At 73.8% G+C, this 21,031-nt stretch carries 18 protein-coding genes; 7 read left to right on the top strand and 11 right to left on the bottom strand.

The window, feature by feature from the left end; all coding sequences use genetic code 11:
* The 3 genes from AB0J76_RS26975 to AB0J76_RS26965 are packed head-to-tail and all read right to left on the bottom strand — an operon-like array spanning position 1 to position 8,407.
* On the bottom strand, positions 1-2,808 hold the full coding sequence (locus tag AB0J76_RS26975; RefSeq protein WP_352323873.1) for a BTAD domain-containing putative transcriptional regulator: 2,808 nt from the start codon (positions 2,806-2,808) through the stop codon (positions 1-3).
* Positions 2,805-5,612, bottom strand: a complete 2,808-nt coding sequence (locus AB0J76_RS26970; protein WP_352323872.1) for a BTAD domain-containing putative transcriptional regulator — start codon at positions 5,610-5,612, stop codon at positions 2,805-2,807. Before AB0J76_RS26970 ends, AB0J76_RS26975 begins: the two co-directional genes overlap by 4 nt.
* Complete coding sequence (locus tag AB0J76_RS26965) at positions 5,609-8,407, bottom strand: BTAD domain-containing putative transcriptional regulator (RefSeq protein ID WP_352323871.1); 2,799 nt, start codon at positions 8,405-8,407, stop codon at positions 5,609-5,611. Before AB0J76_RS26965 ends, AB0J76_RS26970 begins: the two co-directional genes overlap by 4 nt.
* 452 nt (positions 8,408-8,859) lie before the next feature.
* Here AB0J76_RS26965 and AB0J76_RS26960 point away from each other — a divergent pair, with 452 nt between their 5' ends.
* From AB0J76_RS26960 to AB0J76_RS26945, 4 genes are all read left to right on the top strand, one after another.
* A complete protein-coding gene (locus AB0J76_RS26960) occupies positions 8,860-10,143 on the top strand; it encodes a helix-turn-helix domain-containing protein (RefSeq protein ID WP_352323870.1) in 1,284 nt (427 codons plus the stop codon).
* 44 nt (positions 10,144-10,187) lie between these two features.
* Positions 10,188-10,769, top strand: coding sequence for a copper resistance CopC family protein (locus AB0J76_RS26955; RefSeq protein ID WP_352323869.1), 582 nt, complete (start codon positions 10,188-10,190; stop codon positions 10,767-10,769).
* The gene (locus tag AB0J76_RS26950; protein WP_352323868.1) at positions 10,766-12,742 is read left to right on the top strand and encodes a cytochrome c oxidase assembly protein; all 1,977 of its coding nucleotides are present in this window, start codon (positions 10,766-10,768) and stop codon (positions 12,740-12,742) included. The genes AB0J76_RS26955 and AB0J76_RS26950 overlap by 4 nt, the downstream gene beginning before the upstream one ends.
* A 206-nt stretch (positions 12,743-12,948) precedes the next feature.
* Complete coding sequence (locus tag AB0J76_RS26945) at positions 12,949-13,338, top strand: ATP-binding protein (protein ID WP_352323867.1); 390 nt, start codon at positions 12,949-12,951, stop codon at positions 13,336-13,338.
* A gap of 13 nt (positions 13,339-13,351) precedes the next feature.
* On the opposite strand, the gene map is transcribed toward AB0J76_RS26945, so the two are convergent.
* Positions 13,352-14,200 carry a type I methionyl aminopeptidase gene (map, locus tag AB0J76_RS26940; protein WP_352323866.1) on the bottom strand — a complete coding sequence of 283 codons (849 nt, stop codon included), beginning with the start codon at positions 14,198-14,200 and terminating at the stop codon, positions 13,352-13,354.
* 32 nt (positions 14,201-14,232) lie between these two features.
* Here map and AB0J76_RS26935 point away from each other — a divergent pair, with 32 nt between their 5' ends.
* The gene (locus AB0J76_RS26935; RefSeq protein WP_352323881.1) at positions 14,233-14,409 is read left to right on the top strand and encodes a hypothetical protein; all 177 of its coding nucleotides are present in this window, start codon (positions 14,233-14,235) and stop codon (positions 14,407-14,409) included.
* Positions 14,410-14,416: 7 nt separating this feature from the next.
* Here AB0J76_RS26935 and AB0J76_RS26930 read toward each other — a convergent pair whose 3' ends face one another.
* Together AB0J76_RS26930 and AB0J76_RS26925 are read right to left on the bottom strand one after the other, a co-directional pair.
* Positions 14,417-15,064, bottom strand: coding sequence for a cyclase family protein (locus AB0J76_RS26930; protein ID WP_352323865.1), 648 nt, complete (start codon positions 15,062-15,064; stop codon positions 14,417-14,419).
* On the bottom strand, positions 15,061-15,312 hold the full coding sequence (locus tag AB0J76_RS26925) for a hypothetical protein (protein WP_352323864.1): 252 nt from the start codon (positions 15,310-15,312) through the stop codon (positions 15,061-15,063). The genes AB0J76_RS26930 and AB0J76_RS26925 overlap by 4 nt, the downstream gene beginning before the upstream one ends.
* Before the next feature lie 73 nt (positions 15,313-15,385).
* Between AB0J76_RS26925 and AB0J76_RS26920 the strand changes: the two genes are divergently transcribed.
* A complete protein-coding gene (locus AB0J76_RS26920) occupies positions 15,386-16,327 on the top strand; it encodes a LysR family transcriptional regulator (protein ID WP_352323863.1) in 942 nt (313 codons plus the stop codon).
* Between the two features lie 58 nt (positions 16,328-16,385).
* On the opposite strand, the gene AB0J76_RS26915 is transcribed toward AB0J76_RS26920, so the two are convergent.
* Complete coding sequence (locus AB0J76_RS26915) at positions 16,386-16,964, bottom strand: hypothetical protein (protein ID WP_352323862.1); 579 nt, start codon at positions 16,962-16,964, stop codon at positions 16,386-16,388.
* Positions 16,965-17,067: 103 nt separating this feature from the next.
* Here AB0J76_RS26915 and npdG point away from each other — a divergent pair, with 103 nt between their 5' ends.
* Positions 17,068-17,721 (top strand): NADPH-dependent F420 reductase, encoded by a 654-nt coding sequence (gene npdG, locus AB0J76_RS26910; RefSeq protein ID WP_352323861.1) that lies wholly within the window; start codon positions 17,068-17,070, stop codon positions 17,719-17,721.
* On the opposite strand, the gene AB0J76_RS26905 is transcribed toward npdG, so the two are convergent.
* From AB0J76_RS26905 to AB0J76_RS26890, 4 genes are read right to left on the bottom strand one after another with little or no spacing between them, the layout of a single operon-like run.
* Complete coding sequence (locus AB0J76_RS26905; RefSeq protein ID WP_352323860.1) at positions 17,718-18,323, bottom strand: response regulator transcription factor; 606 nt, start codon at positions 18,321-18,323, stop codon at positions 17,718-17,720. The two genes, npdG and AB0J76_RS26905, sit on opposite strands and share 4 nt — an antisense overlap.
* Positions 18,320-19,411 (bottom strand): histidine kinase, encoded by a 1,092-nt coding sequence (locus tag AB0J76_RS26900; RefSeq protein WP_352323859.1) that lies wholly within the window; start codon positions 19,409-19,411, stop codon positions 18,320-18,322. The genes AB0J76_RS26905 and AB0J76_RS26900 overlap by 4 nt, the downstream gene beginning before the upstream one ends.
* 19 nt (positions 19,412-19,430) lie before the next feature.
* Positions 19,431-20,150, bottom strand: coding sequence for an ABC transporter permease (locus tag AB0J76_RS26895; RefSeq protein WP_352323857.1), 720 nt, complete (start codon positions 20,148-20,150; stop codon positions 19,431-19,433).
* Complete coding sequence (locus tag AB0J76_RS26890; RefSeq protein ID WP_364390750.1) at positions 20,147-21,028, bottom strand: ABC transporter ATP-binding protein; 882 nt, start codon at positions 21,026-21,028, stop codon at positions 20,147-20,149. The genes AB0J76_RS26895 and AB0J76_RS26890 overlap by 4 nt, the downstream gene beginning before the upstream one ends.
* Positions 21,029-21,031: the final 3 nt, after the last annotated feature.

Raw genomic sequence — 21,031 nt, 5'->3', positions numbered from 1 at the left:
TCACCTCTCCCGGTCCGCCGCGCCCGCCGCCCGCTCCTCGGCGACGCGCTCCAGCCAGGACGCGCTGTCCAGGGCCAGCGCCAGGGACTCCGCCTCGGCCAGGCGTTCCGCCGCCACCGTGCGCCGCCCCAGCAGCCGGTTGGCGCGGGCGAGCTGGATCAGGCACTGCACCTGCAGGAGCTTCGTACCGCCCGCCACAGCGAGGTCGAGCGCCCGTCCGAGCTGGGCGAGCCCGGCCTCCAGGTCACCGCGGTCGAGCTGGAGGCCGCCGAGCGCGTGGCGCATGTGCGCCTCCAGCGAGGCGTCGCCGGCCCGCCCGGCCATCGCCGCCGCCTCCTCCAGCGCGAGCGCCGCCTCCTCCAGACGGCCCAGGTGCCGGTAGGCGTTGCCGATCTGCAGGAGGGCGTACCGCTCGCCGACCTCCGAGGCGATCTCCCGGGCGATCTCGCGCTGGGCCAGCCCGTGTTCGAGGGCCAGGTCGTACCTCTGCGCCTTCACGTACGTGGCGGCCAGGTTGCCGTGGGCCCGTTGCTCGTCGAAGCGGTCGTTGAGCCGTCTGGCCAGGGTCAGGTGCCGGTCGAGGTGGTCCAGTGCGGCGGTGAGGTCGCCCTTGAAGTACTCGCCGGCCGCGGCCTGGCTGTGGGCGTGCATGGCGGTCTCGTCGTCGGCGAGGCGCTCGGCCACCGACAGCGCCTGGTTGCCGACGGAGATCAGATCGGCCACCCGGTAGGCCTTCTGCTGGGGCCACAACATGGCCAGGCCGATGGCGGCCCCCGTACGGGCGAGGTCATCGTCCGGGTCGGCCATGGCCTGGGCCGCGGCGGCCAGCAGGACGGCCTCCTCCTGCTCGATCCAGGCGTTCGCCTCGGCGGCGTCCCGGAAGGCGCGGCCCGGACCGGCCACCGCGAGGTGCGTCGGGTGGACCCGGTTCGGGTCCGCGGTACGGGCGGCCGACCGCAGGCTGACCGCGTAGTAGGCGAACACCCGCAGCAGCGGGGCCTTGCGGTCCTCGGCGGGGACCAGCTCGCCGGCGAACACCCGGACGAGGTCGTGCAACTGGAAGCGGTCCCGCGCGTCCCGTTCGATCAGGTGGGCGTCGCCGAGGCGGTCCAGCGCGCGCCCGGCCTCCCCCTCGGGCACGCCGGCCAGCCGGGCGGCCGCGTCCACCGAGAGGTCGGGGACGTGGAGCAGCCCGAGCAGGGCCAGCATCCGCGCGGCCGCCCGATCGACGGCGCGCTCGCTGTGCGTGAGATGGCTCCAGCTCGCCGCCAGCCCCGACCGGACCGCGAGGTCGCCCGCCTCCAGCTCCTGCAGCCGGGTGCGCTCGTCGGCCAGCCGGCCGGCCAGCTCGCCGACGGTCCAGTCCGGGCGGTCGGCCAGGCGCGCCCCGGCGATGCGCAGCGCCAGCGGCAGCCCGTCGCACAGGCGGATCAGCGACGCGGTGCCGGCGGGGTCGGCGCCGACCCGGCCCTCCCCGGCCAGCCTGGCCAGCATCGTTCCCGCCTCGGCGGACGAGAGCCGGCCGAGCCGGACCCGGACGAGATCGTCCTCCGCCCTGAACGAGTCCCTGCTGGTCACGAGGACGGAGACGCCGGCCGGCGGCGGCAGCAGCGGGCGGATCTGCTCCGGGTCGGCGGCGTCGTCCAGGAGCACGAGGAGCCTCTTGGACGCGGACCTGGCCTGCCACAGGGCCGCCGCCTCGTCCAGGCCGGGCGGCACCTCCTCGTTGCGGGTGCCGATCGCGCGCAGGAGCCGGGCGACGATCTCCTGCGGGTTCAGCCGCGGCACGTTCGGCGTCCCGCCGCGGAGGTTGACGAACACCTGCCCGTCCGGGAAGCGGTGCCGTACGGCGTGCGCGACGCGCACAGCCAGCGCGGACTTGCCGGAGCCCGGCGCCCCCGAGATCACGACCGGCGGACGTGGCCCGGTGTCGTCATCGGGGGCGAGCAGGCCCCGGAGGTGGGCGATCTCGCGCGGCCTGCCCACGAAGCCGAGGAGATCGCGCGGCAGCTGCCTGGGGGCCGGCACCGCCTCCCCGCCGGCTGTGGTTCGAGCGCTCACCAGGGCGTACGCCTGCCGCACGCCCGTCGCGGGCCCCACCCCCAGCCGGTCGCTGAGGACCCGCCGCGCCTCCGCGTACACGCGCAGCGCCTCCGGCCGCCGCTCGCAGGCGTCCAGCGCCAGGATGAGCAGTTCGTACGGGCGCTCGCGCAGCGGATGCCGGGCGATCAGGGACCTGAGCTCGGGGACGGCCTCGTGCGGCGCGCCGAGCAGGATCCTGGCCGCGGCCCGCCCCTCGACCGCGCCCGCGTGCAGGTCCTCCAGCCTGGCCCGCTCCGCCTCGGCGAAGGGCCCCGGCACGTCGCCGAGCGGGCGTCCGCGCCACAGCCCCAGCGCCCGGTCGTAGGCCCGCAGCGCCTCCGCCTGCGCGCCCGCCGCGGCCGACCTGTGCGCCGTCTCGGTGAGACGGGTGAAGGCGATCGCGTCCACGCGGTCCGGCTCGACCAGCAACCGGTACCCGCCCGCGGCGCTCACCACCAGGCCCGGCCGCTCACCCGGGTTCCGGTCCGGTTCCAGCGCGCGCCTGAGCCCCGCGACGTAGGTGTAGACGCTCTGCCGGGCGCTCGACGGCGGGCGATCGCCCCACAGCCCCTCGAACAGCCGCTCCTTGGTGACCACCCGCCCAGGGGCGGCCGCGAGCATCGCCAGGACCGCCTGCTGCCGCGGCGGCCCAGGATCGACCTCCATGCCGTCGACGGCGCACGAGACCGGCCCGAGGAAGCGCAGACCGAGACCGGGCGCGCTCATGAACGGCCCGCCGCGATGCTCATCGCCGCCCGGACGGCCGCCTGCTCGTCCCTGGCCCGTTTCTCCCAGGACAGGTAACCGAACCGCTCCGTGACGCGCACCGCGTCGTCGGCGTAGGACAGGGCCTCGTCGAGCCTGCCGAGCGCGCGCGACACCTGCGACAGCGAGATGAGGGCGTTCACGTTGAACCGGTGACCTGTCGAGCCGAGCAGGGACTGCGCCACCCGCAGGTGCTCCAGGGCGTGCTCGGGGTCGCCGAGCTGGATCAGGACATCGCCGAGCGCCAGGCGGACATGCGCCTCATGGGTGTCGTCGCCCGCCGCGAGGGCTCCGTCCAGGGCCTCGCAAAGCGGCTCGTACGCCTCGCGGGCACGTCCCAGGCCGAGCAGGCTCTTGCCGATCACGATGAGGGCGAAGCGGACACCGACCTGCGAGCCGGTCGCCCGTGCCACGTCCAGCTGGCGCTCGGCGTAGGGCAGCGCCTTCACGTAGCGCTGCGCCGTGACGTGGAGGTTGGCGAGGTTGCCGAGCGCGCGCAGTTCGCCGAAGGAGTCGCCGATCCTGGCCGCCAGCTCCAGCGCCGCCTCCAGGTGCGGCACCCCCTGTTCGGCCCGGCCCGTCAGGCGCAGGCCGTTGGCGATGTTGTCGTGCGCGACCAGGGCCAGGCGCTCGTCGCCGAGCCGCTCGCACACCCGCAGGGCCGGCACGTTGAGATCGATCATCTCCTGACCCGCGTGCTCGCGCTGCTGCTGCCAAAGGAGCGCGAAGGTCAGCGTCACGCCCAGCTCCGCCAGGTCGTCGTCCGGCGAGTCCAGAGCCTGGACGGCCGCCGCGTTGAGCACCTGCCGCTCCGCACGCAGCCAGGCCGCCGCCCGCCCGGCGTCCGCGTGCTCCCGGACGGGCCCCTCGACGTGCCGGGCGAGTTGCACCCGGTGCGGGTCGACGGTGACGCTCGCCGACCGCGCCGACGCGGCCAGATAGGACAAGGTTCGCAGCAGGGCCTCCTTCCAGTCCGCCGGGCGCAGCTCGCCGGCGAAGAGCCTGACCAGGTCGTGAAGCGCGTAACGCCGGTCATGGGCCCGTTCGAGGAGGTTCGCGTCGGCCAGCCGCTCCAGGGCCCGCTCCGCCTCCTCGACGGAGCTGCCGAGCAGCATCGCCGTCAGCTCGGCCGTCACGTCGGGCACGTGCAGCAGCCCCAGCAGCGGCAGGGCGCGGGCGGCCAGCCGATCGAGCGGGCGGGAACCGGTGGCCAGGCCGTGGTGACTGCTCGCGAGGCTGGAGCGCACGGCCAGGTCCCCGGCCGCCAGCTCGCGCAGGCGGCCTCGCTCGTCGGCGAGCCGGTCGGCGAGCGCGCCCAGGCTCCACCCGGGGTGGTCGGCGAGGCGGGCGCCGGCGATCCGGAGCGCCAGCGGGAGACCGTCGCACAGTCTCACCAGGGCGGCGGTCCGCTCGGCGTCGGCCCGCACCCTGTCGGCGCCGGCCAGCCCCGAGAGCATGACCGCGGCGTCGGACGAGGTGAGGCGGCCCAGCCGCAGCTGCACGCAGTCGTCCCCGGCGCTGAAGGACTCCCTGCTGGTCACGAGGAGGGTGACGCCCAGCGGGGTGCGCAGGAACGGCCTGACCTGCGCCAGACCGGCCGCGTCGTCCAGAAGCACCAGCAGCTTCCTGCCGTGCAGCTTGCTGCGCCACAGCGCGGCGGCCTCGTCCAGGTCGGCGGGGATCTCCTCGTTGGCCGCGCCGAGGCCGCGCAACAGCCGCCCCGCGATCTCATGGGGCGGCAGCGGGGAGACGCCCGGCGTGCCGCCGCGCAGCCCGACGGCGAGCTGCCCGTCGGTGAACCGGCCCTCGACCTGGTGTGCCACGTGGACGGCCAGCGCCGACTTGCCCACGCCGGGCGGCCCCGAGATCACCACGAACGGGTGCGGAGGGCCGTCCGCCGGCGACAGCAGAGATCTCAGCCAGGTCGTCTCCGCGGCCCGGCCGACGAACCCGATGAGATCGCGCGGCAACTGCCGGGGGACGGCGGGACGGGCCGGCTCGGGCTCCTCCTCGCCCCCGGACAGCAGCAGTTTGTGCGCCGCGCGCAGCCCTTCGCCGGGCAGGACGCCGAGCTCCGCGTCGAGGACGCGCCTGGCCTCCTCGAACGCCTGGAGCGCCTCCGCCTGGCGGCCGTCGCCGTCCAGGGCCAGGACGAGCAGCTCGTGCAGCCGTTCGCGCAGCGGGTGGCGGCCGGTCAGCTCGCGCAGCGGGGCGATGGCCTCGCGGGCCCGGCCGAGGCGGATGAGCAGCTCGGCGCGCCTCTCGGTGGCGCCGAGGAACAGCTCGTCCAGCCGCATGCGCTCGGTCTCGGCGAACGGGCCGGTCAGGCCGCTCAGAGCCACGCCCCGCCACAGCGCCAGCGCCCGGTCCAGTGTGCGCAGGGCGTCGTCGTCGTCCGGCCCGCGAACGTCGACCGTCTCCAGCAGCTCGGCGAAGACGCAGGAGTCCACCTGGCGCGGATCGACGAGCAGCCGGTATCCGCCCGCCTCGCCGACGAGCACCCTGGACCGCTGGCCCGGCCTGCGTCCGGGGTCGAGCGTGCGCCGCAGCCCGGCCACGTACGTGTAGATGCTCTGCCCGGCGCTGGCCGGCGGGTTCGCGCCCCACAGGCCCTCCACCAGCTGTCCCATGGTCACGACGCGGTCCGGGGGAGAGGCCAGCATGGCGACGACCGCCCGCTGGCGCGCGGCCCCCAGATCGATCTCCCGGCCGTCGAGCACGCCCGTCACCGGGCCGAGCAGGCGGATGGCCACGCCGTCGGTCACCGGTGCCTCGCGCGGGCCTCGTGCACGGCGGCCTGCTCTTCCCTGGCCTCCCTCTCCCACTCCGCCAGCCCGTCGGCCCCGGCCACCGCCTCGGTGACGTGCGCGAGCGCCAGGTCGAGCTCCCCCATGGCACGGTACGTGCGCGACAACCCGACCAGGTCGCGCACCCGTCCCACGCGGTAGCCGGCCCGTTCGATCAGCTCCAGGGCGATGAGGTAGTGGGGCAGGGCGTGCTCCGGCTCGCCCAGATCCAGATGCACCCGGCCGAGGACGGCGCGCAGCTGCGCCTGATGGGTCTTGTCGCCCACCTGTTCGGCCTCGGACAGGGCCGAGCTCAGGATCTCGCGAGCCTCCTCCGCCCGGCCGAGGGCCTGACGGGCCTCGCCGATGATGAGCATGGCGTACCGGGCGCCGACCCGCGCGCCGATGAGGTCGGCGATGGCGAGTTGCTGTTCGGCGCAGCCGATCGCCTGCTCGTAGTGGCCGCCGTTGAAGTACGCGTTGGCGAGGTTGCCCATCGCGCGCTGCTCGGAGAAGGCGTCGCCGAGCCGTCTGGCGAGGGCCAGCTCGGCCCGCAGGTGCTCGACGGCCTCCTCTATCCGCCCCTGCATGCGCAGGGCGTTGGCGAGCAGACCCCGCGCGTGCATCGTGCTCTCCGCGTCGCCGAGCCGTTCGCACACGGTCAGGGCCATGGAGCTGAGCTCGATCATCTCCAGCGTCCGGTAGCTGCGCTGGTAGGCCCATTCCAGGGCGAGCGTGAGCGCCACGCCCATCGCGGCGATGTCGTCGTCCTCGGCGGACAACGCCTGGCGGGCCGCGGCCGCGAGGACGGCCTCCTCCTCCAGCAGCCAGGCCGTCGCCTCCTCGCGCCCGGCCACCATGTGCGCGGCCGACTCCGGAGCGGTGCCGCGCCGGACGCGGTGCGGGTCCAGGACGCCGCTGGCCAGGTGCGTGGAGGCGGTGTAGTACGCGAGCGCGCGCAGGACCGGCTTCTTGGGGTCGGGTGGGCGCAGCTCGCCCGCGAACAGCCGGACGAGGTCGTGCAGCTGGTAGTGGCCCGGCCTGGGACGGTCGAGCAGGTGCGCGTCGGCCAGCCGTTCCAGGGCCAGGTCGGCGTCGGCGGGGTCGCAGTCGAGCAGCGTGGCGGCCGCCTCGGCGGTGATCTCGGGCACGTGCAGCAGGCCCAGCAGGGACAGCGTGCGGGCGGCCAGCCGGTCGAGGGGGCGGGGGCTGCGTTCCAGCGCGGTGTAGCCGGCCGCCAGGCTGGACCGTACGGCCAGGTCGCCGGCGACCAGCTCGTGCAGCCGCCGCCGTTCGTCGCCCAGGCGGCCGGCCATCGTCGCGATGCTCCAGTCGGGGCGGCTGGCCAGGCGGGCCCCCGCGATGCGCAGCGCCAGGGGCAGGCCCTCGCACAGCCGTACGAGCTCGGCGGTGTCGCCCGCGCCGGCCCGCACGCGCTCCTCCCCGGCCAGCCCGGCCAGCATCGCGGCCGACTCCGCGGGGGACATCCGGCCGAGTTCGAGCTGGTAGGAGTCCTCGCCCCAGGTCATGCTCTCGCGGCTGGTCACCAGCAGCGCGGTGCCGAAGGGGGTGGACAGCAGCGGGCGGATCTGCGCCAGGTCGGCGGCGTCGTCCAGCAGGACGAGGACCCGGCGGCCGTGCAGGAGGCTGCGCCACATCGCCGCCGCCTCGTCCAGGTCGGCCGGCACGGCGTCGGCCGCCACCCCCAGCCCCCGCAGGAACCGGCCGAGCAGGTCGAGCCCGGTCAGCGCGGGCAGTTCCGGGGTGGCGCCGCGGCAGTTGACGAAGAGCTGCCCGTCGGGGAAGCGCTCCTGGACCAGGTGGGCGACCTGGGCGGCCAGCGTGGACTTCCCGACGCCCGGCGGCCCGGAGACGATCACCAGCGGGGTCGGCGGACGCCCGCCGTCCGGGGCCAGCCGCCGCTCCAGCTCCTCCAGCTCGCGGGAGCGGCCCACGAACCCGGCCAGATGGCGCGGGAGCTGGTGCGGCACCCCGTCGCCGCGCCACGGTCCGGGCTCCCCGCGCAGCACCAGCTGGTGACACTTGCGTAACCCCTCGCCCGGCGTCAGGCCGAGCTCCTCCAGGAGCAGGACCCGGCCCTCCTCGTAGACCTCCAGCGCCTCCGCCTGGCGGCCCGACCGGTAGAGGGCCAGCATCAGCAGCTCGCGGACGCGCTCGCGCAGCGGGTGGCGGGCGGTCAGGTCGCGCAGGTCGTCGGTGAGCTCGTGGTGGCGGCCCAGGTGTAACAGGCTCTCGTACCGCTGCTCCAGCGCGGTCAGGCGTAACAGCTCCAGCCTGGCGCGCTCCCGCTCGGCGAACGGGCCGGTCAGGCCGCTCAGCGCGGTGCCGCGCCACATCGCCAGGGCCTCGTCCAGGATCCGCACGGCCTGGCGGTCGTCGCCTTCACGCCGGCAGCGCAGGGCGTCGTCGAGCCGCGCGGCGAAGCACACGGAGTCGACCTGCTGGGGAGCGATGTCGAAGACGTATCCGGCGCCGGTGCCCGGCAGCAGCCGCGACGGGGCGCGCCGCCCGCGGCCGGGCTCGAAGACGCGGCGCAGGCCCGCGACGTAGGTGTAGACGCTCTGCTCGGCGTTGCGCGGCGGCTCGTCGCCCCACATTCCCTGGACGAGCCGGTTCACCGAGACCGGCCGGGCGGCGGCCGAGGCGAGGATCGCGAGCGTGGCCCGCTGCCTGGCGGGACCGAGGTCGAGGGGCTGGAGGCCGCGTTCGGCGTGAACGGCGCCGAGCAGGCGGATGTAGATGTCGTCGCTCACGCGTCCTCCCCGGTTACGGCCCCGTGTCCGCTCACCAGGGCAGCGTAATCAGAATCCCGAGGAGGTGAAGCGGTCACACGACTGTAGATCGAATGTAGACGGCGTCAGGTACGCTCTCGGCCAGACGGAGGAAGAGGGGGCACATCGACGGGCTCGAGGACGTCGTCCTCATGGTGCGCTTTCACACCCTCGAAGGCTTGGTGCGGTGCAAGCCCCAGAGGTGCGCGACGCACCCCCTCATGGTGAGGTCAGCCGCTCAGCAGCAGTGCGCCAAGTCCTGGCCCGAATAGAGTGCAGACGTCTCGGCGTTCGCCGCCGTAACATTGCCTGCGACAGCCACCGCTGCGATGAGCACGGTGGCTAGCGCAGACAGGGCAATACGCATGCGCATGGGGGTTCTCCCTCGCCTATGTGGGGTTGCTCGGACTTCATCATCTCAGGGAGCAACGACTGTGACCACATCTGACCTGGTCGGCCTCCGTATTAAGACCGTTCGGCGACAGCGCGGCCTGTCACAGGCACAGCTGGCACACCCCGAGTTGTCGGACAGCTACGTCTCCTTGATCGAGAGTGGCAAGCGTACCCCTACCCCCGCCGTCCTGGAGTTGCTGGCACAGAAACTCGACTGTTCGCTGTCCTACCTGATCAACGGCGTGACCGCCGAGCAGATGGAGGACATCGAGCTGGCACTCGGCTACGCGCGTCTGGCGCTGGAGAACGGTGAGGTCGCCGAAGCGCGTACACGTTTCACCGAGTTGCTGGCGAACAACAACCTGACAGGGTTGACGGCCCTTCGTCAAGACACCGAATTCGGGCTCGCGCTCGCCACCCAGGCGGGCGGCGACCTCGACGGCGCCATCGCCATCCTGCTGCGCCTCCGGGAGGAGGAGCTGTCGGCCGAGCGCCGGATCGAGATCGCCATCAACCTGTGCCGCAGCTACCGGGAGAGCGAGCGGCTCACCGAGGCCGTCGAGGTCGCCGAGCGCATACTCAACGCCTCGGCGCGGCCCGCCTGGAACGATCTGCTCGTGGAGCTCGGCGGCAGCCTGCTGGCGGCGTACATGGAGCGCGGCGACCTGCTGCGCGCCCGGCAGTTCGCGGCCGAGCTGCTCAACGCGGCCGACGCCCTCGGCACCCCGCGCTCGCTGGTGGCGGCCAACTGGATGGCCTCCAACACGGCGGCCATCACCGGCCACACCGAGGAGGCGCTGGCCTTCGCCGAGCGGGCCATGGCCGTGCAACTGGAGCACGGTCAGCCCCGCAGCATCGCGATCATGCGGCTCGCGCTCGCCCAGAGGCGGCTGAAGGCCCGGCCGCACGAGGCCGCCGCCGCCCGCGACATGCTGCGCCAGGGCGTCGTCGAGCACGAGCAGACCTCCACCAGCCCCATCGAGCGGGCCCGCGTGCGCATCGAGCTGGGCGTCGCCGAGGCCATGACCGGAAACCTGGACGAGGCCGTCAAGCAGGCCAAGGCGGGTCAGGAACTGCTGCCGTATTCGGGCTCGGCGCTGGGCGCGGAGGCCGACCTGCTGCTGAGCCGGGTCTACGGCGGAGTCGGGCGGATGGAGGAGGCCCGCGCCCACGTGCTCCCGGTGCGCGACTGGCTGGCGCCGCTGCCCGACTCCCGCCGATCGGCGGCCACCTGGTACGCCACCGCCGAGACCATGGAGCAGCTGGGCGACTCCGACGGCGCCGTGGACGCCTACCAGCGGGCCCTCGCCTGCGCGGGGCTGTAGCGAGGTCAGGACCGGGCGGTGGCGTCGGTAGCCTTGGTGGTGCCATGAAGAGTTCCCCGCTCGCGGCACTCACCGCGATTCTCGCCGCCCTGTTCGTGCTCGGCACCGCCACCCCGGCGCTGGCCCACGACTCACTCAAGAGCAGCGACCCGGCCAAGGGCGCCGAGGTCGAGGCCCTCGACGAGGTCAGGCTGGAGTTCACCGCCAAGGTGCGCATGCCGTTCGTCATCGTCCGGGGCGCGGGCGAGGCCGTCTTCCAGGAGGGCAAGCCCGAGGTCGACGGCGCGGTGGTGCGGCAGGCGGTCAAGGGGCCGCTGCCGGGCGGGAAGTACACCCTCGCCTACCGGGTCGTCTCCTCCGACGGCCATCCCATCGAGGGCGAGATCCCCTTCACGGTCAAGGCGGCCCCGGCGGCCTCGCCGAGCGCGCCGGCCGCCGACGCGGCGTCGGCCGCGCCCTCCACCGCCGCCCCCGCTCCTTCCTCCGCCGCTCCGGTCGCCCCCGCGGCCGACCAGGCGGCGGCCACGCCGAAGGGCGGCTTCCCGACCTGGCTGGTCATCGTGATCGGCGCGCTGGTCGGCATCGGCATCGGGTTCCTGTTCAGCGCGCGGAAGAAGAAGCCATGAGCAGAACGGCGCGGCTCGCGCTCGCGGGTGCGGTGGCCGCGGTCGCCGCCCTGGTGATCGGCATGATCGCCGGCGGCAGGGCGTTCCCCAGGATCATCCCCGGGCTGCCCGACGCCGGCGCGGTGGTCAGGTGGGGCCTGCCGGTGTCCAAGCTGCTGATGGACGTCACCGGCGTGCTCACCGTCGGCCTGCTGCTCACGGCCGCCCTGCTGCTGCCCAACGACAAGGGCCTGCTCGGCAAGTCCGGCCTGCTCTACGTCAGGGCCTCGTCCTGGACGGCGCTCGGCTGGGCCGCCTCGGCGTTCCTGGCCATCGTGTTCACCACGGCCGACTCCTGGGGCCGTACTGTCCCGCAGATCCTCAACCGGGAATACCTGACCAGCACCGCCACCCAGACCACGCAGGGCGTGGCGCTCACGCTGGTGGTGCTGTTCGGGGTGGCCATCGCGCTGTTCTCGCGCGGCGCGATCACCGCCGGGTCCGCGGCCGGCCTGCTGGTCTTCGCGCTGGTGACGATGTTGCCGCCGCCGCTGACCGGCCACACCTCCTCCTCGCCCAACCACGACCTGGCCACCTCGGCCGTCTCACTGCACCTGCTCGCGCTCGCCCTGTGGGTGGGCGGCCTGGTCGTGCTGGCCGCGCACGCGATGCGCGGGCAGCCGCAGCTCACCGTGGCCGCCGCCCGGTTCTCCGCGCTGGCGCTGTGGTGCTTCGTCGCGGTCGGCCTGTCCGGCGTGTTCAGCCTGGTCGCCCGGCTCGGCGCGCTGTCCGACCTGTGGACCACCCAGTACGGCCTGCTGGCCCTGGCCAAGATCGTCGCCTTCGTGCTGCTCGGCTACGTCGGCTACTGGCACCGGCAGCGCACGCTCGTCGACCTGGAGGCGGGGCGGCCCAGGGCGTTCACCCGGCTGGCCGGCGGCGAGACGCTGCTCATGCTGGCCACCGTCGGGCTGGCCGTCGCGCTGTCGCGCACGCCGCCCCCCGAGTTCAGCGTGCCCGCCGACCGGGCCTTCGAGCTGCTCGGCTTCCCCGTCCCGCCGGAGATCACGATCGCGAACGTGTTCTCGCTGTGGTGGTTCGACCTGTTCTTCGCCGCGGTGGCCGCCGTGCTCGCCGGGCTCTACGGCGCCGGCGTCTACCGGCTGATGCGGCGCGGCGACTCCTGGCCGTGGGGGCGCACCGCCGCCTGGTTCATCGGCATCGCGCTGCTGGTGTTCGCCACCCAGAGCGGCCTGGCCCGCTACGCCAAGGTCCTGTTCGACGTGCACATGATCGAGCACATGACGCTGTCCATGATCGTGCCGATCTTCCTGGTCCTGGGCGGCCCCGTCACGCTGGCGCTGCGGGCGCTCAAGCCGGCGGCCCGGCGGGGCGACAGGGGCCCCCGGGAATGGATCACCACGATCCTGCACAGCCGGGTGGTCAAGGTCATGTCCCATCCGGTCGTGGCGACGGCCGTCTTCGTCGGCTCCACGTACGCCCTCTACTTCACGCCGCTGTTCGAGTCGGCCATGCAGGAGCACCTGGGGCACATCTGGATGACCCTGCACTTCCTGCTCAGCGGCTCGCTGTTCTTCTGGGTGATCATCGGCGTCGACCCGGGCCCGAGCCGGCTGCCGTACGTCGGCAGGCTGCTGATGCTCTTCGTCACCATGCCCTTCCACGCCTTCTTCGGCATCGCGCTGATGATGACCGGCTCGGTGATCGCCGCCGGCTGGTACGAGCCGCTCGGCCGTACGTGGGGCGACAACCTCCTGCAGACCCAGCAGGACGGCGGCGCCATCGCGTGGGGCTTCGGCGAGATCCCGACGCTGCTCGTGCTGCTGGCCATCGCGGCCCAGTGGTACCGCGACGACGAGCGGCAGGCCCGGCGCGGCGACCGCAAGGCCGACCGGGGCGGCGCCCGCGACACCGAACTCGACTCCTACAACGACTATCTCGCCCGTCTCAACCGCGCTGACAAGGGCGAGTAGCGGTTCGGCCATGGCACCCTATCCTCCGCCCACAGGTCTCAGGACCGCCGGGTAGCCTGTCTCACAGGGGAGAAGGGCATAACCTCATCAGCTAGCGCGCGCAGACCTTGAGGGGGGATTGCGCGACGCGTGCGGGGCGCCGGAGTGGGGACCGGCGCGGGCCCGGGGTGCCGAGGAAGGCGAGACCATTGGCGGAAGAGACACGCATGCGCGGGGGGCAGAGCCTGGCCGAGGCGCTCGAAGGCCTCCTGACGCAATGGTCGGAGCGGACGGGGATCGCCGTCGAGACCTGGGCGCTGCCCGGCACGGACGTGCCCTCACGGGTGTCGGGCGGCGTCATGGAGACGATGCGCGAGGCGCTGTCCAACGTCGAGCGCCACAGCCGGGCCCGTACGGTCGCGGTGGCGGTGACCACGGGCCCGAGCGGCCTGCGCCTGACGGTCAGCGACGACGGCCAGGGCTTCGCCGAGGGCGGCGCGGGGCGCGGGATCGCCCGGATGCGGGCCGCGTTCGCCGAGCTCGGCGGCACCCTGTCGGTCAACGGCGTGCCCGGCGAGGGCACGACGGTGAGCGGGGCGATCCCCAGGCGGCGCTGACGGCCAGGGCCGGTCAGGGGAGGGTCAGGATCTCGCTGCCCGACTCGGTGACCACGATGGTGTGCTCGAACTGGGCCGTGCGCTTGCGGTCCTTGGTCACCGCGGTCCACTTGTCGGGCCAGATGTCGTAGTCGATCGTGCCCAGCGTGAGCATCGGCTCGATGGTGAACGTCATGCCCGGCACCAGCTCCACCCGCAGCGACGGGTCGTCGTAGTGGGGGACCATGAGGCCGGAGTGGAAGCTCGTGCCGATGCCGTGGCCGGTGAAGTCGCGCACGACGCCGTAGCCGAAGCGCTTGGCGTACGCCTCGATGACGCGGCCGACCACGTTGAGCTGGCGGCCGGGGGCGACCGCCCTGATGGCCCGCATCATCGCCTCGCGGGTGCGCTCGACCAGCAGGCGCGACTCCTCGTCGACCTCGCCCACCAGGTAGGTGGCGTCGGTGTCGCCGTGGACGCCGCCGATGTAGGCGGTGATGTCGATGTTGACGATGTCGCCGTCGCGCAGCACGGTGTCGTCGGGGATGCCGTGGCAGATGACCTCGTTGATCGAGGTGCACAGCGACTTGGGATAACCCTTGTAGCCCAGCGTGCTGGGGTAGGCGCCGTGGTCGATCAGGAACTCGTGGCCGATGCGGTCGAGCTCGTCGGTGGTGACGCCCGGGGCGATGTGCCGGCCGACCTCCTCGAGCGCCTGCGCGGCGATGCGGCCCGCCACGCGCATGCGCTCGATGATCTCGGGGGTCTTCACGTCGGACTCGCCGGTCGTGGGGCGCTTCTTGCCGACGTACTCCGGCCGCTCGATGTGGGCGGGAACCTTCCGGACGGGCGAGACTCGCCCGGGCTGGAGCAGTGTCGTCATGAAACACGAGTCTACGGGGCAGAATTGACCATGTGAGCGAAGGCCAGTGGTGGTTCTGTCTCAAGCACATGCGGGTCGAGCCCGACCAGGGCTGCCCCAACAAGGACCGGATGGGTCCCTACGCCTCGGAGGAGGAGGCGGCGGGCGCGTTGCAGCGCGCCGCCGACCGCAACAAGGCGTGGGACGAGGCCGAGCAGGAGGACGAGTGACCCCCGCCTACGGCACCACGGCGTAGGCCCGTACGGGGAAGGTGCCCATGCCCGCGATCATCGGGGGCGCGGCATGGAACCTGAACCCCTCCGCGGGCAGCGCCGACAACCCCGTCAGGTGCTCGACGATCGGGATCCCCGCCTTCAGCAGGATCGTGTGGGCGGGGCGTTCGCCGTGCGGCGGGGTGTCGTCGATGTTGAGCGAGTCGATGCCGACCAGCGCCGCGCCCTGCTCGGCCAGCCACGCCGCCGACGCGGGCGCCAGGTACGGGTGGTCGCGGAAGTAGGCGCCGGTGCCGAAGTGGCGGTCGAAGCCGGTGTGGATCAGCACGGCCCGGCCGCGTACGTCGAGCGCGGTGTCGAGCACCACCTCACGGCCGTCCCCCGAGGCCGGTACGACCAGGCCGGGCAGGTCGGCCAGCCTGCTCAGCGGCACCTGCGCCAGGTCCTGGCCCCCGGCGTAGCGGTGGTGCGGGGTGTCCAGGTAGGTGCCGGTGTTGGCGGCCAGCGTGATCACGCCGATCTCGAACTCGGTGCCCGGGGCGTAGACCTCGCGCGAGTCCTCCCTGCTCAGGTGGGTGCCCAGCGTCGGCCCGGGGACGCCGGGGTAGGTGGTCATGCCTTCGGTGATGCGGTGGCTGAGTTCGACGATCATCTGGCGGCTCCCACCCGGACGAGTCTGACGAGGGCCACCGTGCCGATGGCGGCCCAGACGAGGTTCAGCCCGGTCGAGGGCCAGGCGGCGTTGTAGGCGCTGTTGACCATGAGCCCGAGTGCGCCGAGCAGGTTGACGACCTGGTACGTCGCGCCGTCGCCGGACAGCCGCGCGGACGAGACCAGGGCGTACCCGGCCAGCAGCAGGGCGGCTCCGGCCCAGCCGACGGCGTCGAGGAGGAGATCCATGGCCGATATTCTCTGGATTTTTGGCCTTAAAGCACAAATAAAGAAAGCTAAAGGTAGACGTAAGCTGACCTGCATGGATATTGATCCTCGACGCCTGCGTGTCCTGCACGAGGTCGCCCGCCGCGGCGGCGTGATGCGCGCGGCCGAGGCGCTGTTCCTCACCCCCTCCGCGGTCTCCCAGCAGCTCGCCCAGCTCGAACGCGAGGTCGGGCTGGCGCTCATCGACCGCTCGCAGCGCCGCGTCTCGCTCACCCCGGCGGGACGCGTGCTCGCCGGCTACGCCGAGCGGGTCGAGGAGGAGCTGAGCGAGGCCAGGAAGGAGCTGACCAGGTTCACCGAGCGCCTGGCCGGGCCGGTGCGCATCGCCGCCTTCCCCACGGCCATCAAGCACATGCTGGTGCCGGCGATGCGCGCCCTGGCCGAGCGCCACCCCCGCATCACGCCGGTCATCCACGAGGTCTACGGCCAGCCCGCCCTCCAGGAGCTGCGGCTGGGCGCCGTCGACCTGCTCATCACCGAGCAGGACATGAGCCTGCCGGTGCCGGCGCAGCCGTCGCTGAACGTCCGGCCGCTGCACGTGGACGAGTTCCGGGTCGTGCTGCCGCCCGACTGGCCCGAGCCGGAGTCGACGGCCGACCTGATGCGCCTGCCCTGGGTGGCCGCCGAGCCGGACCAGGCGTGCGGGCAGGCGCTCGACCGGCTCGCCGGGATCCACGGCGTCGAGCCGCGCAGGACGCACGTCGTCACCGACTTCTCGCCGGTGCTCGCGCTGGTGGCCGCCGGGCACGGGGTGGCGATCGTGCCCGCCCTCGCCCTGCTCGACGTGCCGGAGGGCGAGGTGCGGGTGAGCGAGGTGCGGGAGGTGGGGGCCCGCCGCCTGGACGCGGTCACCCGGGTGAGCAGGACGCGGTCGGGCGAGCCGGACCCGGTGCAGGCGGTGGTGATCGGCGCCATCGAGGAGGCCACCGAGAACCTGCGGACCGCCCTCGGCCCCCGCCTCGCCGCCCATCCCTGACCCGCGAGCCGCACTCGGCCCCCGTCGCGCGGCCCAGCCCCGACCCTGCGGCCGTGGCCTACTCCGACAGGCGGGGGCCGCTGACCTTCTCCAGCAGGCGGGCCAGCCGCTCGCGCAGCCCCGCCCGCCGCTCGACCTCGCCGGCCGCCGCGCTGACCAGGTGCTGGGCGCCGTCGAAGGTGATCAGCCCGGTCGGCGGGACGGCGATGGCGTCGTGGGCCAGCCCGCTCAGCTCGGAGTCGGCGCCCTCGATCGCCAGGATGGTCGCCCCTGTACGGCGGGCGTCGTCGACGCGTTCCAGCAGCGGGACGGGCGCGGCCTGCTCCGACAGCACGAACAGGGTCTCGCCGCGGCCCGCCTGCCGCAGGCGGTCGAGGCCGACGCGCAGGTGGGCGGGGGCGTCGGCGGGCGGCGACCAGCGGATCAGGGTGGGGGCGAGCTGCGGCAGGCCGGAGAATTTGGCCTCGTCGCTGAGGTGGGCCGTGACGTGCCAGGGCTCGTCGTCGGGGGGGCCGACGAGCAGCAGGCCGCCGGGCGAGCGGGTGGTCCGCAGGGCCAGGCCCAGCTCGCGGGTGCGTTCGAGCCAGCCCGTCGTGGCCAGGAGCTCGCGCAGGAATGCCACCGAACCTGAGTCCATGCCTCCATGGTGCACGAGGAGCGCGGCGCAGGTGGCCCGTTCGCGGCCGGGTGGCCGCCCCCGGACTGCGGCCCGCGCGGCCGGGGCTGGCATGATCGGAGTCATGACAGATGTGAACGGGCTCTCCGTCGCGATCCTCGGCGGCACCGGGGACCAGGGGAAGGGGTTGGCGCGGCGGTTCGCGCTGGCCGGGCACACGGTGCTGATCGGCTCGCGCAGCGCCGAGCGGGCCCAGGAGGCGGCCGCCTCGATCGGCTCGGGCGCGCGGGGCGGGGCCAACGCCGACGTCGCGGCCGAGGCCGACGTCGTGATCGTGGCGGTGCCGTACGAGGGGCACAAGGCGCTGCTGGAGTCGTTGCGCGCCGAGCTGGCCGGGAAGATCGTGGTCGACTGCGTCAACCCGCTCGGCTTCGACAAGCAGGGCGCCTACGCGCTGCCGGTGGAAGAGGGCAGCGCCGCCCAGCAGGCCGCCGCGGTGCTTCCCGACAGCCGGGTCGTGGCGGCCTTCCACCACGTGTCGGCCGTGCTGCTGATGGACCCGGCCGTGGAGAAGGTCGACCTCGACGTGCTGGTGCTCGGCGACGACCGCGAGGCCACCGACACCGTGCAGGCGCTGGCCGAGCTGATCCCGGGGGTGCGCGGCGTCTACGGCGGCCGGCTGCGCAACGCCCACCAGGTCGAGGCGCTGACCGCCAACCTCATCTCGATCAACCGCCGCTACAAGGCCCACGCCGGGCTGCGCGTCACCGACGTCTAGAGCCAGCCCGCGTCCTCGGCGACGCGGACGGCGTCGATCTTGTTGCGGGCGCCCGTCTTGGTGATCGCGGCCGTGAGGTAGTTGCGCACCGTGCCCGGCGACAGGTGCAGGCCGGCGGCGATCTCCTCGGCGGTCGCGCCCCTGGCGGCCTGCCGGAGCACGGTGGTCTCGCGGGGGGTGAGCGGGCTCTCGCCGTACTCCATGGCCGAGGAGACCAGCTCGCTCTCCAGTACGCGCAGGCCGGCCGCGGTGCGCCTGATGGCCTCGGCCAGGCGGTCGCCCGGCGCGTCTTTGACCAGGAACGCCTCGATGCCCGCGGCCAGCGCCCGGCGCAGGTGGCCGGGCTGCCCCATGGCCGTGAGCACCAGGATCCGGCAGGACGGCAGCCGTTCGCGCAGCTCCGCGGCGGCGGTGATGCCGTCGGTCACCGGCAGGTCGATGTCCACGACCGCCACGTCGGGCCGGACGTCGAGGGCCACCGGCACGATCTCGTCGCCGCGCACGACCTCCGCCACCACCTCGATGTCCGGCTCCAGCCGGAGCAGGGCGGTGAGCGCGGCGCGGATCATGTGCATGTCCTCGGCCAGCAGCACCCGGATCACGCCGGAACCTCCATGGTCAGCAGGAAGCCGCCGCCGTCCGTGGGGGCGGCGGCGCTCGTGCCGCCCGCCTGGGAGGCCCGTTCGGCGAGCCCGGTCAGGCCACCGCCGGGCTCGCGCGCCGGCGTGCCGGCCGCGCCGTCGTTGGCGACCTCCAGGCGGACCCGGCCGTCGCGCAGCGACGTGGTGATCGTGCAGGTGGTGGCCCTGCTGTGGCGCAGGACGTTGGTGACCGCCTCGCGCACCCCCCAAGCCAGCGCCTCCTCGGCCCGCCGGGGCAGCGTCACGGCGGCCAGGTGCGCCTGGCAGCTCACCCCCGACGACTCCAGCAGGGCGGCCGCGCGGTCGGTCTCGCCGCTCAGCGACATCGCGCGATAGCCGCGGGCCACGTGCCGGACGTCCTGCGCGGCCTCGCGGGCGACGCGTACCAGCTCGCCCACCTCGCCGCGGGCCGAGGCGGGGTCGCGGTCCATCAGGCGGGCGGCCAGGTCGCCCTTGAGCGCGATGGCGGTGAGGCTGCGGCCCAGGCCGTCGTGCAGGTCGCGGGAGATGCGCAGGCGTTCCTTGAGCACGGCGGCGTCGGCCAGCTCGGCCCTGGCCTCCTCCAGCTCGGCGGCGACGCGGACGAGCCGGACCAGGACGTAGATCATCGAGCCGGTGATGGGGACGGCGATCACGTAGAACAGGGTGACCACGGCGTAGTGGGGGCCGATCCACATGATGGCGCCCTCGTACGTCATCATGAGGACGACCAGCGGCACGGCCCAGCGCAGCCCCAGGAACACCAGCAGGGTCCCGGCCAGCAGCGGGGCGGCGATCGACGACCACCCGCTCGGCAGCAGGTAGTCGCCCGCGTAGGTGACGACGGCCTGGAGCACCAGCGTGGCCGGGAACAGCGGCGGGCGCCCGCCGCGCAGGGCGGCCCGCATGTTGACGTAGTGGGTGGAGACGACGGCGACCGTCACGGCCGCCGCGAGCAGCCCGATCGCCGGGCCGCCCATGAAGTAGAGCAGCCCGATGAGCGAATAGACGACCGAGACGCCGGTGATGAGCACGCGCGCGAGCCTCTGCGCCGAGGACGAGACCACCACAGCAGCGATTATGTCCGACTCAGGACCGGCGCGGTTCCCAGCGGAACCACAGCCGGATCGCCACCCCGCCCACCACCGCCCAACCGGCCAGGACCAGCGCCGGCACGAGCGCCTCCCCGGTCTTCACCGCGTGCACCACGGCCGAGGTGGGCAGCAGGTCCAGCACCGGGCTCAGCCACGAGGGCAGCGGGATCGGCCCCATCGCGCCCGCCGACACGGCGGCGACCAGGAACACCGGCATGGCGAACGCCCCGGCCAGCTCGCTCCGCGGGATCGCCGCCGTGTAGGCCGCCCCCAGCAGCGCCATGACGGCCGAGCCCGCGGCGGTCATGGCGGCGAACAGCAGCGGGTCGTCCGGCAGCGGCACCCCGGCGGCGAACCGCACGGCCACCGCGCACAGCACGATCACCAGGAAGGTCTGCGTGGCCGTGCTGGCCACCTGGCCGGCCAGGATCTGCGCGTCGGTCAGCAGCCCGGCCCGCAGCCGCTTGAGCACGAGCTGGTCGCGCCGGTTGGTCAGCGCGACCGCGATGTTCATGAACGCGGTGAGCGCCAGCACGATCGCCAGCGAGCTGTGGAACACCGCCGTCGCGAACGGCACGCCGCCGCCGGTGACGTGCCGCATCAGCGCCGGCATGCCGACGGTCAGCCCGACCGGGGTGATCACCGAGGCGGCCAGCATGGCCCGGTCGCGCCAGAACAGGCGGGTGCCGAGACGGTAGGTGGCGGTCAGGCTCATCGGGCGCTCCTGGGCAGGTCGAGGAAGAGGTCTTCGAGGGTGGCCGCGCGGACCTCCAGGCCGGTCAGCCGCAGCCCGCGGCCGGCCGCCCAGGTCAGCAGCGTCTGCGCGGCCAGGTCGGGGTCCTCGGCCCGGCAGACGGCGGTGCCGCCGTCCACCGTGACCGGCAGCGGCAGGTCGTCCGCGGCGACCCCGGCGGGCAGCCGGAAGGTCACCCGTCCGCCCCGCGCGGCCAGCGTCTCGGCCATCCCGCCGGCCGCGACGATCTCGCCCCTGTCCATGATCGCCATGGACGAGGCCAGCCGCTGGGCCTCCTCCAGGTAGTGGGTGGTGAGCAGGATCGTGGTGCCGCGCGCGGCCAGGCCGGAGACGACCTCCCAGGTGTTCGCGCGGGCCTCGGGGTCCATGCCGGTCGTGGGCTCGTCGAGGAACAGCACGTCAGGGCGGCCGAGCAGGGCGAGCGCCAGGTCGAGCCGGCGTTTCTCGCCGCCGGAGAGCTGGCGGACCCTGGTCCCGGCCTTGTCCGTCAGGCCGGCCAGGTCGAGCGCCTCCCCGGCCGGGCGCGGCGCGGGGGTGAAGTCGCGCCAGACCTCGACCGTTTGGGCGACCGTCAGGTCGGGGAAGAAGCCGGCCTCCTGGAGCATGATGCCGACGCGCTGCCGTACGGCCGCGCGGTCGGACCAGGGGTCGAGGCCGGCGACCCGGACGGCGCCGCCGTCCGGGCGCTGGAAGCCGGCCAGCACCTCGACCGTGGTGGTCTTGCCCGCGCCGTTCCGGCCGAGGAGGGCGAAGATCTCGCCCTCGCCCACCCGGAACGAGACGCCCCTGACCGCCGCGAATGTCCCGTGGTTCTTCCTGAGCTCGGTCACCTCGATCATGTG

This window comes from Nonomuraea sp. NPDC049624, from assembly GCF_040675255.1.
Lineage (GTDB): Bacteria > Actinomycetota > Actinomycetes > Streptosporangiales > Streptosporangiaceae > Nonomuraea.
Note: the sequence above shows the minus strand (reverse complement) of the source record. Positions and strands in the feature narration are given on the sequence as shown.